Source organism: Pantoea sp. SGAir0418 (genome assembly GCF_043529865.1).
The window spans coordinates 1,911,389-1,926,200 of sequence record NZ_CP027911.1; the positions used below are offsets into that span (position 1 = coordinate 1,911,389).

At 56.1% G+C, this 14,812-nt stretch carries 17 protein-coding genes; 9 read left to right on the plus strand and 8 right to left on the minus strand.

Features of this window, described 5'->3' with window-relative positions; translation table 11 throughout:
- Positions 1–174: 174 nt before the first annotated feature.
- From C1N84_RS08780 to oppF, 7 genes are all read left to right on the plus strand, one after another.
- Entirely contained in the window at positions 175–822 is a 648-nt protein-coding gene (locus tag C1N84_RS08780; protein ID WP_031280216.1) for a YchE family NAAT transporter, read from the plus strand.
- Between the two features lie 571 nt (positions 823–1,393).
- Positions 1,394–3,028 (plus strand): ABC transporter substrate-binding protein, encoded by a 1,635-nt coding sequence (locus C1N84_RS08785; protein ID WP_264443390.1) that lies wholly within the window; start codon positions 1,394–1,396, stop codon positions 3,026–3,028.
- 158 nt (positions 3,029–3,186) lie between these two features.
- The gene (gene oppA / locus C1N84_RS08790) at positions 3,187–4,827 is read left to right on the plus strand and encodes an oligopeptide ABC transporter substrate-binding protein OppA (RefSeq protein WP_021510084.1); all 1,641 of its coding nucleotides are present in this window, start codon (positions 3,187–3,189) and stop codon (positions 4,825–4,827) included.
- 81 nt (positions 4,828–4,908) lie between these two features.
- A complete protein-coding gene (oppB, locus tag C1N84_RS08795; protein WP_021510085.1) occupies positions 4,909–5,829 on the plus strand; it encodes an oligopeptide ABC transporter permease OppB in 921 nt (306 codons plus the stop codon).
- A gap of 15 nt (positions 5,830–5,844) precedes the next feature.
- Positions 5,845–6,753 (plus strand): oligopeptide ABC transporter permease OppC, encoded by a 909-nt coding sequence (gene oppC, locus C1N84_RS08800; protein WP_021510086.1) that lies wholly within the window; start codon positions 5,845–5,847, stop codon positions 6,751–6,753.
- 11 nt (positions 6,754–6,764) lie between these two features.
- Positions 6,765–7,784 carry an ABC transporter ATP-binding protein gene (locus tag C1N84_RS08805; protein WP_021510087.1) on the plus strand — a complete coding sequence of 340 codons (1,020 nt, stop codon included), beginning with the start codon at positions 6,765–6,767 and terminating at the stop codon, positions 7,782–7,784.
- Positions 7,781–8,785: a murein tripeptide/oligopeptide ABC transporter ATP binding protein OppF gene (oppF, locus tag C1N84_RS08810; protein WP_058785617.1), complete on the plus strand. Its 1,005-nt coding sequence runs from the start codon at positions 7,781–7,783 to the stop codon at positions 8,783–8,785. The genes C1N84_RS08805 and oppF overlap by 4 nt, the downstream gene beginning before the upstream one ends.
- Positions 8,786–8,844: 59 nt before the next feature.
- On the opposite strand, the gene C1N84_RS08815 is transcribed toward oppF, so the two are convergent.
- Both C1N84_RS08815 and cls read right to left on the minus strand, forming a co-directional pair.
- Entirely contained in the window at positions 8,845–9,174 is a 330-nt protein-coding gene (locus C1N84_RS08815; protein ID WP_013509338.1) for an HI1450 family dsDNA-mimic protein, read from the minus strand.
- 37 nt (positions 9,175–9,211) lie between these two features.
- Positions 9,212–10,672, minus strand: a complete 1,461-nt coding sequence (cls, locus tag C1N84_RS08820) for a cardiolipin synthase (protein WP_021510090.1) — start codon at positions 10,670–10,672, stop codon at positions 9,212–9,214.
- A 162-nt stretch (positions 10,673–10,834) separates the two neighbouring features.
- On the opposite strand from cls, the gene C1N84_RS08825 reads away from it, so the two are divergent.
- Positions 10,835–11,008 carry a YciY family protein gene (locus C1N84_RS08825; protein ID WP_088517180.1) on the plus strand — a complete coding sequence of 58 codons (174 nt, stop codon included), beginning with the start codon at positions 10,835–10,837 and terminating at the stop codon, positions 11,006–11,008.
- A gap of 16 nt (positions 11,009–11,024) precedes the next feature.
- On the opposite strand, the gene C1N84_RS08830 is transcribed toward C1N84_RS08825, so the two are convergent.
- Positions 11,025–11,198, minus strand: coding sequence for a hypothetical protein (locus C1N84_RS08830; RefSeq protein WP_021510092.1), 174 nt, complete (start codon positions 11,196–11,198; stop codon positions 11,025–11,027).
- Positions 11,198–11,494 carry a YciI family protein gene (locus C1N84_RS08835; protein ID WP_010617723.1) on the minus strand — a complete coding sequence of 99 codons (297 nt, stop codon included), beginning with the start codon at positions 11,492–11,494 and terminating at the stop codon, positions 11,198–11,200. Before C1N84_RS08835 ends, C1N84_RS08830 begins: the two co-directional genes overlap by 1 nt.
- Positions 11,495–11,699: 205 nt before the next feature.
- Here C1N84_RS08835 and tonB point away from each other — a divergent pair, with 205 nt between their 5' ends.
- Positions 11,700–12,431, plus strand: coding sequence for a TonB system transport protein TonB (gene tonB, locus C1N84_RS08840; RefSeq protein ID WP_264443400.1), 732 nt, complete (start codon positions 11,700–11,702; stop codon positions 12,429–12,431).
- Between the two features lie 51 nt (positions 12,432–12,482).
- Here the strand turns inward: tonB and yciA are convergent, their stop codons facing one another.
- From yciA to C1N84_RS08860, 4 genes are read right to left on the minus strand one after another with little or no spacing between them, the layout of a single operon-like run.
- A complete protein-coding gene (gene yciA, locus C1N84_RS08845) occupies positions 12,483–12,899 on the minus strand; it encodes an acyl-CoA thioester hydrolase YciA (protein WP_058758638.1) in 417 nt (138 codons plus the stop codon).
- A 54-nt stretch (positions 12,900–12,953) separates the two neighbouring features.
- Complete coding sequence (locus C1N84_RS08850; RefSeq protein WP_264443403.1) at positions 12,954–13,493, minus strand: septation protein A; 540 nt, start codon at positions 13,491–13,493, stop codon at positions 12,954–12,956.
- Positions 13,494–13,553: 60 nt separating this feature from the next.
- Complete coding sequence (locus C1N84_RS08855) at positions 13,554–14,288, minus strand: YciC family protein (RefSeq protein WP_104092993.1); 735 nt, start codon at positions 14,286–14,288, stop codon at positions 13,554–13,556.
- Between the two features lie 27 nt (positions 14,289–14,315).
- Positions 14,316–14,732 (minus strand): YkgJ family cysteine cluster protein, encoded by a 417-nt coding sequence (locus C1N84_RS08860; RefSeq protein WP_264443407.1) that lies wholly within the window; start codon positions 14,730–14,732, stop codon positions 14,316–14,318.
- Positions 14,733–14,812 lie beyond the last annotated feature (80 nt).

Here is a 14,812-nt window from a genome sequence, read left to right on the forward strand (position 1 = left end):
GCTACAGAAGCCGATCTGACCGGCTGCAGGCCGATAACATCGCGCTAACAGTAGCGGAATAAACTGGGATAGTGCTTTAAGTGCAGCATTTATTTCTGCGTTAGCCTCTGGTGTTTCGCCAGGCTTTTGCACTACATTAAGCGCGATTTTTTTCGCCATCACCTGGAGCCCACCGTGACCCCTGCGCTACTCGATCTTTCTGGCTACATTAAATTTTTTGTGGGTTTGTTCGCGCTGGTTAACCCGGTCGGCATTATTCCGGTATTTATCAGCATGACCAGCTACCAGGCGGTGGCGGAGCGCAATAAAACCAACCTGACCGCGAACCTGGCGGTGGCGATTATCCTCTGGACCTCGCTGTTCCTTGGCGACGGTATCCTGCATCTGTTTGGTATCTCGATTGACTCTTTCCGCATCGCCGGCGGCATTCTGGTGGTCACCATCGCCATGTCGATGATCAGCGGCAAGCTGGGTGAAGACAAACAGAACAAGCAGGAGAAGTCAGAAACGGCGATTCGTGAAAGCATCGGCGTGGTGCCGCTGGCGCTGCCGCTGATGGCAGGGCCGGGCGCGATCAGTTCGACCATTGTCTGGAGCTCGCGTTATCACAGCTGGCCAAATCTGCTGGGCTTTACCCTGGCGATTGCGATATTTGCCTTCTGCTGCTGGTTATTGTTCCGGGCCGCACCGCTGATGGTGCGCGTATTGGGACAAACCGGTATCAACGTCATTACGCGTATCATGGGGCTGCTGCTCATGGCGCTGGGCATTGAATTTGTCGTGACCGGAATGAAAGCCCTGTTTCCAGGATTACTGAATTAACGGCGGTTATTTTTTATCGCTAAGCGCTTTATGAACCAGAATGGTGCAATTAAACGGAATATTGCACCATTATAGTGATTTTATTTGTCGCGCTTAATATCGGCTTAACCTCATCAGTTTTACTACTTATGCCATCCTGCACATAGCCTGAGCCGCAAAATACTGTGATAATTGTCACAGTACATCCCTCTGCTCTGCAAATAATCCGCAGTATCATTCTATAGCTTGCGCTATAAATCCGAATAAATATCCGGGCTTCAGCATTAAAAGCAGCAATATTCGTAAATATTATAAAGTTAGTTGATTAACGAATAATTAACGTGCAAATCAGGCTGTAAAATATTATTTATCAGTGGCTTAATCGATAATTCTGCTCAAGAATTAACACTTTTCCTGTGCGCGGCAACGTGATAAAAGAGAATCAGCTAACATTTTTGTGGTTTAGCTTTGGCGTGCGGGCAACGCTTCTGATAATTTTCGGCTCACCGCAAAATTTTTTATCTGCTAGCAACAAATGTGTACGCTTCTTGCTTACTGCTATCAGGTTTATGTTGAAGGTTGATATTGGTTGATGAAAAGCTTGGTAGCGAAAACGGCAGCGCGCACGTTTCTGGCGCTTTGCCTCTCCAGTGCGCTGGCGCAAAGTCAGGCCGCTGAGATCCCAGCCGGGACGTCATTAGCGGATACGCAACGCATCGTTATTAACAACGGCAGCGAAGTGTCCTCGCTTGATCCACAAAAAGTCGAGGGCGTGCCGGAATCCAATGTGATTCGCAATCTGCTGGAAGGACTGGTTGAGACCGACAACAACGGTCAACTGGTGCCCGGCGTGGCACAGCAGTGGCAAAATCAGCAGGGCCGCATCTGGACATTCACGCTGCGTAAAGACGCCCGCTGGAGCAATGGTGAGCCGGTCACCGCGCAGGACTTTGTCTACAGCTGGCAGCGTCTGGCCGATCCGCGCACCGCGTCGCCGTACGCCAGCTATTTGCAGGCTGCGCACATCAGCAACATTGATGCCATTCTGGCTGGTAAAGCGGCGCCTTCCCAGCTGGGCGTGAAAGCGCTGGACGACCATCATTTGCAGGTTACGCTCTCTGAACCGGTACCGTATTTTGTTGATATGCTGGCTCATACTTCGATGAAACCGGTGTATCGTCCGGCGGTAGAGCAGTGGGGCGATGCCTGGACACAGCCGCAGCACTACGTGGGTAATGGCGCTTACACGCTGGCGAACTGGGTGGTGAATGAGCAGATCGTGGTGAAGCGTAATCCGCACTACTGGGACAATGCCCATACCACGCTGGACGAAGGCGTGTTTCTGGCGCTCACCTCTGAGAATAGCGATATAAACCGCTATCGCAGTGGCGGCACCGACATGACCAACAGCGTGGTGCCGCCCGATATGTTCAAAAAACTGCAGCAGTCGCTGGGAGATGAAGTAAAAGTTAGCCCGCTGCTGTGCACCTTCTATTACGAAATCAATAACAAGAAAGCGCCGTTTGACGACGTCCGCGTACGCAGCGCGCTGAAGTTAACGCTCGACCGCGACATCATCGCGCAGAAAATTATGGGGCAGGGACAGATCCCGGCCTACGGCCTGACGCCGCCCTTTATTCACGGTATTGCTCTCAATACGCCAGCGTGGGCGCAGCAGACGCAGGCGCAACGTAACGCGGCAGCGAAGCAGCTGCTGGCGGAAGCTGGCTTCAATGCCCGGCATCCGCTGCGTTTTACCCTGCTGTATAACACCTCAGAACAGAACAAGCGTCAGGCGATCGCGGCTGCCTCGATGTGGCAAAAGAATCTCGGTGCGCAGGTCACGCTGCAAAATCAGGAGTGGAAAACGCTACTGGAGACCCGTCATCAGGCACAGTTTGATGTGGTGCGCGCCACCTGGTGTGCGGATTACAACGAGCCATCCAGCTTCCTCAATCTGCTGCTGAGTGGCTCCTCCATCAACACCGCGTTTTATCACAGCGCCGCATTTGATGCGCTGATGGCGCAAACGCTCAACACCGCGGATGACGCGCAGCGCGCTCAGCTCTATCAGCAGGCGGAACAACAGCTGGATCGGGATTCACCGATCATCCCGGTTTACTACCGCGTTAGCGTGCGGCTGGTGAAGCCGTGGGTGGGCGGTTTCAGCGGCAAAGATCCGCAGGATATGCTGGCGCTGAAATACTATTACATAAAGAAACATTGAGTAATGTGACGATCCGGCGCTACAGTCGGGCGTCACGTTGCCGTGGTAACCCTGCAGGGTGGTAGTGATCTTCGCGCAGACAGGCGGAGATCTCCCGGAAACGGGGTACGCCGGGCGGTCAGCCGACCCGGTGACGATAATAAAACTGGAGCGTAATAATGAACAACATCACGAAAAAAAGCCTGATCGCCGCAGGCGTACTGGCGGCCATCGGCGCGCTGGCAGGGAATGCTGCACTGGCGGCCAACGTACCGGCGGGTACCGAATTGGCAGCGAAACAGGAGCTGGTGCGCGGTAATGGCGATGAAGTGCAGTCGCTGGATCCGCACAAAATCGAAGGCGTGCCGGAAGATAATATCGCCCGTGACCTGTATGAAGGTCTGATCGTGAGCGACAGCAACGGCAAGCCGGTTCCGGGCGTCGCGGAAAGCTGGGAAAACAAAGACTACAAAGTCTGGACTTTCCATCTGCGTAAAAATGCCAAATGGTCAAACGGCGAGCCGGTCACCGCGCAGGACTTCGTCTACAGCTGGCAACGTCTGGTCGATCCAAAAACCGCCTCGCCTTATGCGAGCTACCCGCAGTATGGCCACATCCTCAACGTGGATGACATCATCGCCGGCAAAAAACCGACCTCAGATCTCGGCGTGAAAGCACTGGATGACCACACGCTGGAAGTGACGCTGAGCGAGCCGGTACCGTACTTCGATAAGCTGCTGATCAACGCGGTGATGTCACCGGTGTATAAGCCCGCCATTGAGAAGTTTGGCGACCAGTGGACGCAGCCGCAGAACTGGGTCGGCAACGGTGCCTTCAAACTGGAATCTCACGTGATCAACGAACGCGTGACGCTGGTGCGTAACCCGGAATACTGGGACAACGAACATACCGTACTGAATAAAGTCACCTTCCTGCCAATCAACTCCGAAGTCAGCGATGTGAACCGTTATTTCTCCGAGAACGGCAGCGACATCACTTACAACAACATGCCGATCGAGCTGTTTAAAAAACTGCAGCGTGATAACGGTAAAGAGCTGATGGTGAAACCGTATCTGTGCACCTACTACTATGAAATCAACAACCAGAAAGCACCGTTTACCGATGTCCGCGTGCGTACCGCGCTGAAGCTGGGTCTGGATCGCGACATCATGGTGAACAAAGTGCTGGCGCAGGGTCAACAGCCGGCCTACAGCTTCACACCGCCAGCCACTGACGGCATGGAACTGCTGCCGCCGGACTGGTACAAATGGGATCAGAACAAGCGTAATGAAGAAGCGAAGAAACTGCTGGCCGAAGCCGGTTATACCGCCGACAAACCGCTGACCTTCAACCTGCTGTATAACACCTCCGATCTGCACAAAAAACTGGCGATTGCCGCTTCGTCTATCTGGAAAAAGAACATCGGCGTCAACATCAAGCTGGAAAACCAGGAGTGGAAAACCTTCCTGGATACCCGTCATCAGGGCAACTTCGATGTCTCCCGCGCGGCATGGTGTGCCGACTATAACGAACCGACTTCCTTCCTGAACATCATGCTGTCGGACAGCAGCAGTAACACCTCGCACTATAAGAGCGCGGACTTCGACAAAGTGATTCACGATGCGGTGAAAGCGGCGGATGACAAAGCGCGCGTGGCCGATTATCAGAAAGCAGAGCAGATCCTGGATAAAGACAGCACCATCGTGCCGGTTTACTACTACGTGAACGCGCGTCTGGTGAAACCGTACGTTGGCGGCTACACCGGCAACGATCCGCTGGATAAAACCCTGGATAAGAACCTGTACATCATTAAGCATTAATAGCACTCAGGCTATCGACAGTGGCGGTGCTGCGGCGCCGCCTTTTTGACTTTGTGAAGCAACAGCCTGGTAGGTACGGCAATGTTAAAATTCATCCTGCGTCGGCTCCTTGAAGCCATCCCGACGCTATTCATTCTGATCACCATCTCCTTCTTTATGATGCGACTGGCACCCGGCAGTCCGTTCACCGGCGAGCGTGCGCTGGCACCGGAAGTCATGGCCAACATTGAGGCCAAATATCACCTCAACGACCCGATCGGCAAACAGTATCTCAGCTACCTGGTGCAGCTGGCACACGGCGATTTCGGGCCGTCGTTTAAATATAAAGACTACTCGGTTAACTACCTGGTCGGTCATGCGTTTCCGGTATCGGCCAAACTGGGGCTGGCAGCCTTCTTCCTTGCGGTGGTGCTGGGCGTCACGGCGGGGGTTATCGCCGCGCTGAAGCAAAACAGTTTGTGGGATTATGCGGTCATGGGGGTGGCGATGACCGGGGTGGTCATTCCCAGCTTCGTGGTGGCACCGCTGCTGGTACTGATCTTTGCCATCACCCTGCGCTGGCTGCCAGGCGGCGGCTGGAATGGCGGGCAGTGGAACTACATGCTGCTGCCGATGGTGGCGCTGTCACTGGCTTACATCGCCAGCATCGCCCGTATCACCCGCGGCTCGATGATTGAAGTGATGCACTCCAACTTCATCCGCACCGCGCGTGCGAAAGGTCTGCCGCTGCGCCGTATTGTGCTGCGCCACGCGCTGAAGCCAGCACTGCTGCCGGTGCTCTCCTATATGGGGCCGGCGTTTGTTGGCATCATCACCGGTTCGATGGTAATCGAATCAATTTACGGTCTGCCGGGCATCGGTCAGCTGTTCGTCAACGGCGCACTGAACCGTGACTACTCGCTGGTGATGAGCCTGACGATTCTGGTCGGCGTGCTGACCATCCTGTTCAACGCGATCGTTGACGTGCTGTACGCCGTTATCGATCCGAAAATTCGTTACTGATGGTGGAGCTCGCTCATGATGTTAAGTAAGAAAAATAGCGAAGCTCTGGACGCGTTCAGCGAAAAGCTGGAAGTGGAAGGGCGCAGCCTGTGGCAGGACGCACGTCGCCGCTTTATTCATAACCGTGCGGCCCTTATCAGCCTGCTGGTGCTGCTGGTGATTGCGCTGTTCGTGGTGTTCGCCCCGATGCTGGCGCAGTTCAAATATGATGATACCGACTGGGCGATGATGTCTGCACCGCCGGACACCACCTCAGGCCACTGGTTTGGCACCGACTCCTCGGGACGTGACCTGCTGGTGCGCGTGGCGATTGGCGGCCGTATCTCGCTGATGGTCGGCATCGCTTCAGCGCTGATCGCGGTGCTGGTGGGCACGCTGTACGGTTCGCTGGCCGGCTACCTCGGCGGCAAGATTGACTCGGTGATGATGCGTATCCTGGAAATCCTCAACTCGTTCCCGTTTATGTTCTTCGTCATCCTGCTGGTGACCTTCTTTGGCCGCAATATCCTGCTGATCTTCGTTGCTATTGGCATGGTGTCATGGCTGGATATGGCGCGTATCGTGCGCGGCCAGACGCTGGGACTGAAGCGCAAAGAGTTCATCGAAGCGGCGCAGGTCGGCGGCGTTTCTACCGGCAATATCGTGCTGCGCCACATCGTGCCGAACGTGCTGGGTGTGGTGGTGGTGTATGCCTCGCTGCTGGTGCCAAGCATGATCCTGTTTGAATCCTTCCTGAGTTTCCTCGGCCTCGGCACCCAGGAGCCACTGAGCAGCTGGGGCGCGCTGTTGAGCGACGGCGCCAACTCGATGGAAGTATCACCGTGGCTGCTGATGTTTCCGGCGGGCTTCCTGGTGGTGACGTTGTTCTGTTTCAACTTTATCGGCGATGGCCTGCGTGACGCCCTCGACCCGAAAGATCGTTAAGGAGTTTCCCGATGACCCATCATGATACTCAGCAGCCGCTGGCGGCTGCACCTGCGGGAAATGCTAACCTGCTGCTGGACGTTAAAGATCTGCGCGTTACCTTCAGTACTCACGACGGCGACGTCACCGCTGTGAACGACCTCAACTTTTCCCTGCGCGCCGGTGAAACGCTGGGCATTGTCGGTGAATCCGGCTCCGGAAAATCGCAAACCGCGTTTGCGCTGATGGGGCTGCTGGCGAAAAATGGTCGCATTGGCGGCTCGGCGCAGTTCAACGGCAGCGAAATCCTCAATCTGCCGGAAAGCAAACTGAACAAGCTGCGCGCGGAACAGATTGCGATGATTTTCCAGGACCCGATGACATCGCTCAATCCGTACATGCGCGTCGGCGAACAGCTGATGGAGGTGCTGAAACTGCACAAAGGCATGAGCAGCGCCCAGGCGTTTGAAGAGTCGGTGCGCATGCTGGATGCGGTGAAAATGCCGGAAGCGCGCAAGCGCATGAAGATGTTCCCGCACGAGTTTTCCGGTGGCATGCGTCAGCGCGTAATGATCGCCATGGCGCTGCTGTGCCGGCCAAAGCTGCTGATTGCCGATGAGCCAACCACCGCGCTGGATGTCACCGTGCAGGCGCAAATCATGACGCTGCTGAATGAGCTGAAGCGTGAATTTAACACCGCCATCATCATGATCACTCACGATCTCGGCGTTGTTGCCGGGATCTGTGACAAGGTACTGGTGATGTATGCCGGGCGCACCATGGAGTATGGCCGTGCGCGCGATGTGTTCTACCAGCCGGCCCATCCGTACTCGATCGGTTTGCTGAGCGCGGTGCCGCGTCTTGACGCGGAGGGAGAGTCGCTGACTACCATTCCCGGCAACCCGCCCAACCTGTTGCGTCTGCCGCAGGGCTGTCCGTTCCAGCCGCGCTGCGCTTATGCCATGGATATTTGTGCCAAATCACCGCCGCTTGAACCGTTTGCCGAAGGGCGCCTGCGCGCCTGCTTCAAACCGGTGGAGGAGTTAGTATGAGCACCGTAACTGAAGAGAAAAAAGTGTTGCTGGAAATCGCCGATCTCAAGGTGCATTTCGATATCAAAGACGGCAAGCAGTGGTTCTGGCAGCCGCCGAAAACCCTCAAAGCGGTGGATGGTGTCAGTCTGCGTCTGTATGAAGGCGAAACCCTCGGCGTGGTCGGTGAGTCCGGCTGCGGCAAATCCACGCTGGCGCGCGCCATTATCGGTCTGGTGAAAGCCACCGACGGACGCGTGGCGTGGCTGGGACGCGATCTGCTGGGCCAGAGCCAGGAAGAGTGGCGTCAGGCGCGCAGTGACATTCAGATGATCTTCCAGGACCCGCTGGCCTCGCTCAACCCGCGTATGACCATTGGTGACATCATTGCCGAACCGCTGCGCACCTACTATCCAAAGATGCCGCGTCAGGAAGTGAAGGATAAGGTTAAAACCATGATGATGAAGGTCGGTCTGCTGCCGAACCTCATCAACCGCTATCCGCACGAGTTCTCCGGTGGCCAGTGCCAGCGTATCGGTATCGCCCGTGCACTGATTCTTGAGCCGAAGCTGATTATCTGTGATGAGCCGGTGTCGGCGCTCGACGTGTCGATTCAGGCGCAGGTGGTCAACCTGCTGCAGAAACTGCAGCGTGAAATGGGCCTGTCGCTGATCTTCATCGCGCATGACCTGGCGGTGGTGAAGCACATCTCTGATCGCGTACTGGTGATGTATCTCGGCCACGCGGTTGAGCTGGGTACCTATGATGCGGTGTATAACGATCCACAGCATCCGTACACCAAAGCGCTGATGTCGGCGGTGCCGATTCCTGATCCGGACCTGGAGAAGAATAAGCAGATTCAGCTGCTGGAAGGGGAACTGCCGTCGCCAATCAATCCGCCATCAGGCTGCGTGTTCCGCACCCGCTGCCCGATTGCTGGCCCGGAGTGCGCCAAAACCCGACCGCTACTCGAAGGCAGTTTCCGCCATGCGGTGTCCTGTCTGAAAGTTGATCCGCTATAAGGGCGGTGCCATAAACAACAACGCCGGGCAGTGCCCGGCGTTTTTTTATGCGCTGCGGCTTATTCACGCCACAGAATATGACACAGCTTATGATCTTTCTCGCGGCACAGCAGGATCCGCGCGAACACATCGGTAATCGGTTCGCCGTCCGCTTCACCGAGGCCGATCACCACTTCTGAGAAGAAGTCAGGGTTGAGATCGAAATCCACATGTTCCTGCCAGTCTTCGGATGGATCAAACAGCTCGGCACCGCCGCGCTCTTCAAATTGCAGATTGAACAGAATGATGTCTGCCGGATCGAGGTTATCGCCTGCCAGCTCAAGAAAAATATCGTAAGCCTGTTCCAGCGTTTCATCTTCAGTAAGGCGATTATTTAAATCCATGGTCATTCCTGCTTGCCCTGAGGCGGTAATATTTTCGCTCGTTTTACAGTAAAGGGCTAAAGAAGTAAAACAGTCGTTCGACGATGCGCTGCCACCAGGCACGTTTTGCCCAGCGCGCGCCGTCCAGCAGACGCGAACGGGCGATATAATCATCCTGGACCGTGGCGAGATCGCTACCAAAGCCGTCATCATCCACCACCAGCGTGATCTCGAAGTTGAGCCACAGGCTGCGCATATCCAGGTTCACCGTGCCCACCAGGCTGAGCTGACCGTCCACCAGCACGCTCTTGGTGTGCAACAGGCCATCTTCAAACTGATAGATTTTCACCCCGGCTTCCAGCAGTTCAGTGAAGAAGGCGCGGCTGGCCCAGCCGACCAGCAGCGAGTCATTATGGCGCGGTACAACAATGCTCACCTCAACGCCACGCAGCGCGGCGGTACAGATGGCGTGCAGTAAGTCGTCGCTCGGCACGAAGTAGGGCGTGGTCATGATCAGCTGCTCGCGCGCTGAATACACCGCCGTCAGCAGCGCCTGATGAATCATGTCCTCGGGGAAGCCCGGACCTGAGGCGATCACCTGAATGGTGTGACCGCTCTCCTGCTCAAACGGCATCACATTGCCGTCCGGCGCCGGCGGCAGAATGCGTTTGCCGGTTTCGATTTCCCAGTCGCAGGCGTAGACGATGCCCATGGTAGTGGCCACCGGGCCCTCCATGCGCGCCATCAGATCAATCCATTGACCCACGCCAGCATCCTGTTTAAAGAAGCGCGGATCCACCAGATTCATGCTGCCGGTATAGGCAATGTAGTTATCGATCAGCACCACTTTGCGGTGCTGACGCAAATCCATGCGGCGCAGGAACACACGCCACAGGCTGACCTGCAATGCCTCGACCACATCAATACCGGCGTTGCGCATCATGCCTACCCACGGACTGCGGAAGAACGCCACGCTGCCGGCGGAGTCCAGCATCAGGCGGCAGTGCACGCCGCGCCGTGAGGCAGCCATCAGCGATTCCGCCACATCATCAGCCAGACCACCCGGCTGCCAGATGTAGAACACCATCTCAATATTATGGCGCGCCAGCTGAATATCGCGGATCAGCGCCTGCATCACGTCATCGGCGCTGGTCAGCAGCTGCAGCTGATTGCCTTTAACGCCGGCAATACCCTGACGATGACGGCACAGCTCGAACAGGGAGCGCGCCACGTCACTGTGTTCAGTCGCGAAAATGTGACGACACTGTTTCAGGTCGTTGAGCCATTTGGCGGTCGAGGGCCACATGGTGCGGGCGCGTTCAGCGCGACGTTTACCTAAATGCAGTTCGCCAAACGACAGATAGGCGATAATACCCACCAGCGGCAGAATGTAGATGATCAGCAGCCAGGCCATCGCTGAGGTCACCGCTCGCCGCTTCATCAGGATGCGCAGCGTAACCCCGGCAATCAGCAGCCAGTAGCCAAACAGCAGCAACCAACTGATAAGGGTATAAAATGTGGTCATAAAGTGGACGTCCCGTTCGCGCTTTGATGGGCAAAGTTTACGTGTTGATCTGCGCCAGCGAAACCTTTAATCGTTGATGACGTTTCGATGAAGGTTTCGATTTGGCATTTTTAGCCAGATCACTATAATGCGTCGCGGGTTTAGCCAGTCAGAGAGGATGTGATGAGACGCAGCAGAAATGAAGTGGCCCGCTGGAGAATGTTACGCCAGGCGCATCGCCGTCGTGCCCGCTGGCTGGAAGGGCAGTCACGTCGTTATAAGCGCATCCATGCGATTCGTCATCAGGTGGCGCAGCAGCAGCGTCGCTCTATCCTGTTTATCACGCAGAATACCTGAGCAATGAACGCGGTCGTCAGTGGCCGCGTAATACCAGTGAAACATTCACTATCTGCAGGGCCGCCGCCAGTACCACCAGCATGACGATGTGCTGGCGCGCCTGACGCCAGCCCTGACGGCGCCACAGCCACAGCGCACGACCAATCAGCAGCAGCACCAGCACTAACAACAGAAGGGGCTGCCACTGCATCAGAACACCCGTTTAAACGGTTTAACCGTGACTTTATCGTACACGCCAGCGGCGATATACGGATCGTCATTGGCCCACGACTGGGCCGTTTCCAGCGATGAGAACTCGGCAACAATCACAGAACCGGTGAAACCAGCCGGGCCCGGCTCATTACTGTCGACGGCAGGCAGAGGACCGGCGACAATCAGACGCCCCTCATCCTGCAGCAGCTGCAGACGCGCCAGGTGTGCCGGGCGCACAGAGTTACGTTTTTCCAGTGAATCTGCGGTATCTTCCGCATAAATGACGTAAAGCACGATGGGATACTCCCGTTAGACTTGCCGAATTTGCGAGACACGTTAAGTGATCGCTAAACAGAGTGCAAACGAAAGATAATGGGCGCGCGCTGCAACGCAGGCAGGGTTAAAAAGCGTCTTTCTTTTGGCCTTCAGTAGCGTGCTTATTGAAACTGATTGCTATTTGCATTTAAAATCAGCGCTTCACTCAATGAACATGACTGATATGACGACGTTGACTACGCCTTTTCCAACCCGAACGCCTGTGTCCGTGATTTTATCCGTGCTCCTTCACGGTTCGGTAATCGCCGGCATTCTTTATGCTTCATTTCATCAGACCATTGAGGTTCCTAAAGCGTCTCAGCCTATCAGCATTAGCATGGTGGCCCCCGAAGTGCAGCCTGAACCGGCACCTGCAGCCATAACCCCGCCGCCGCCGCCCGAACCGGAACCCGAGCCGGAAGTCGCGCCAGAGCCACCAAAAGCCGAGCCGGTGCCGATCCCTAAGCCGGAACCTAAACCGAAGCCAAAACCGAAACCGAAGCCAAAGGTGGAGAAAAAGGCAGAGCCGAAGCCGCGCCAGCAGGTGAAGCCGCAGGAGAATCCGTTTAAACAGGACGCGCCAGCCGCGCAAACGCGCCCCTCGACGGCACCGAAGAGTAACCCGTCCCCAACGCAGACGGTGTCGGATGGACCGAAAGCGATGAGCGTCAGCAAGCCGGCGTATCCGGCGCGTGCGTTCGCGCTGCGCGTTGAAGGGCGGGTGCGGGTGAAGTTTGACGTGGACAGCGATGGGCGCGTCGATAACGTCGAGATTTTGTCCGCCGAGCCGCGCAACATGTTTGAGCGCGAAGTGAAGCAGGCGATGAAGAAGTGGCGCTATCAGCCAGGGCGGCCGGGCAAGGGGCTGACGATGAACATCGTGTTCCGCATTAACGGCGGCGCGAACATCGAGTAAAGCCAGACAGGCAAAGAAAAAGCGGCCATTCCGGGCCGCTTTTTTATACGCTTAATTGCTCAGATTGGCCTGGCCTTCCGGCAGCGGACGGGATTTCCCGCTGTTATCGACCGCTACGTAAACAAACACCGCTTCGGTGGCGCAGTAAGTCTGGCCGATCGGTTCGGACGACACTTTTTTAATCCACACTTCCACGTTAATGGTCATCGAGCTATTGCCGGTGCGGATGCAGCGCGCGTAGCAGCTCACCACATCCCCGACGGCGACGGGCTTGAGGAAGGTCATACCATCCACGCGCACCGTTACCACGCGGCCTTTGGCAATCTCTTTAGCCAGTATCGCGCCGCCCATATCCATCTGCGACATCAGCCAGCCGCCGAAGATATCACCGTTGGCATTGGTATCTGCCGGCATCGCCAGGGTACGCGAGACCATCTCGCCTTGCGGCAACTTATGTTTTTCGTCCATTGCTCAGTTCTTCTGCAGGTGAAGACAAGCCCGGCGGAGACCGGGCTGCATCGATTATTTTTGTTCTTGTTGCGGCATCTGTCGCCAGATGTACAGGCCGCTTAACAGCGTAAACAGCAGGGTCAGGCCGGTAAGACCGAACACTTTAAAGTTAACCCAAAACGCCTGGGATAACCAAAACGCGACATAAATATTCGCCAGGCCGCAGGCCAGGAAGAACAGGGCCCAGGCGATATTCAGCCGATGCCATACCGCACCCGGCAGCTGCAGCTCTTTGCCAAGCATGGTCTGGATCAGAGGTTGCTGCATAAACCACTGGCTGTACAGCAGCGCCAGCGCGAACAGCGAGTAAATCACCGTGACTTTCCACTTGATGAATTCATCGTTGTGGAACACATAGGTCAGGGTGCCGAACACCGCAACCAGCACAAAGGTGAAAATGGTCATCTTTTCCAGCTTGCGGTACAGCACCCAGCTGACCACCAGCGCGATACCGGTCGCCACCACCAGCGCGCCGGAGGCGACGAAAATGTCGTACAGCTTGTAGAAAATAAAGAAAACTACCAGGGGAAGAAAATCGAGTAACTGCTTCATAGCGTTTCCAGTCAGGGGCAGGAGCGTTGAGTTACGGCGCCGCCGCGGGCGCCGTAACGCTTAACGTAACAGCATATACAGCCGGTACAAATAGATAATCAGTATGGCTGATACCAGGTTGCCCAGCGCGTTGAGCACCACCGAAGCGATATTAGCAGGCAGCACGGTCAGCGAGGAGAAGAAGAACATCAGCGCAATTTTCGCCAGCAGCCACAGAATAATTGCCGGGGCGATCACCTTAATGTTCTTCCAGGCCAGACGCATACTGGCGCGCATCGCACTGAAAATGCCCATTTTTTCACTTGCCAGCATCACCGGCGCCAGCGACAGCAGAATCGCCAGAATCACACCCGGCACCATCAGTACCATAAAGCCCAGCTGAACCAGCAGGGTGATCAGGAAGGTCTGCACCAGCAGTTTCGGCAGCAGCGGCGCAGAGGCGCCAATCGCGCGCAGCGCGCTGACGCGCTGTCCACTGGATACCATCGGCAGCAGGCACAGCATGCCGCCCAGCAGCAGCGTGTTGCCAATCAGGGCAGCAAAAGTGCCGGCGGCAGAGGCGCGCAGCAGAATGCGTTGCTGATCCGGTGACATGTTCTGGACGATTTCAAACAGCGATGAGGCGCTACTGTCGGTCTGGCTGAGCAGGGATAACTGATCCTCGCCCGGCGTCAGGGCGTGGCCAACAATCACGGTAATAAACGAGGTCAGCAACGCCATCAGCACGATGGTGACCAGCTGATGGCGCAGAAAATTTCCTGTGTCACGGTATAACGAGCTTGCCGTGATAGACATGTACACTCCTTGAAGGAACCGGGTTAATTAACCCGGCGATTGTACATGTTCTGCAGGCAGGCTGGCACCCGGAATCCCATAACTTTCTGTCATCTCAGGTAAAGAAGGGTGAAAAAGCGCGGGTAAACCATAGCGCGCCCGCGCGCGATCGCAGGCGTCATTCGGCACGCCATTTTCGCCGGACATGGCGAACTCCCGGCACGGTGACGGCCGCTGCGCATAAATACCACAGGATACACAGCCGCCAATTTCGCCCTGCAGCGCCACGCAGCGCGGAGAACGATCGTTGGTGCCGCGCATGTTGCGCATCATCAGGCTCAGGGGTTCTGTCAGTTCAACCGGCACCACGCCACCGCCGTCGTCGGCTTCGGCCCAGTAAAAAGAAACGCGAAAATGGGCGCAGCAGGCGCCACAGGTCATACAGGGGTTAAGTAAATCGCTCATCTGATCGCCCGCCACTCCTGAGGCTTCGAACCAAAATCACAAAAGGGGAATAGCAACATAATCACGCCGTGTCATGGCGG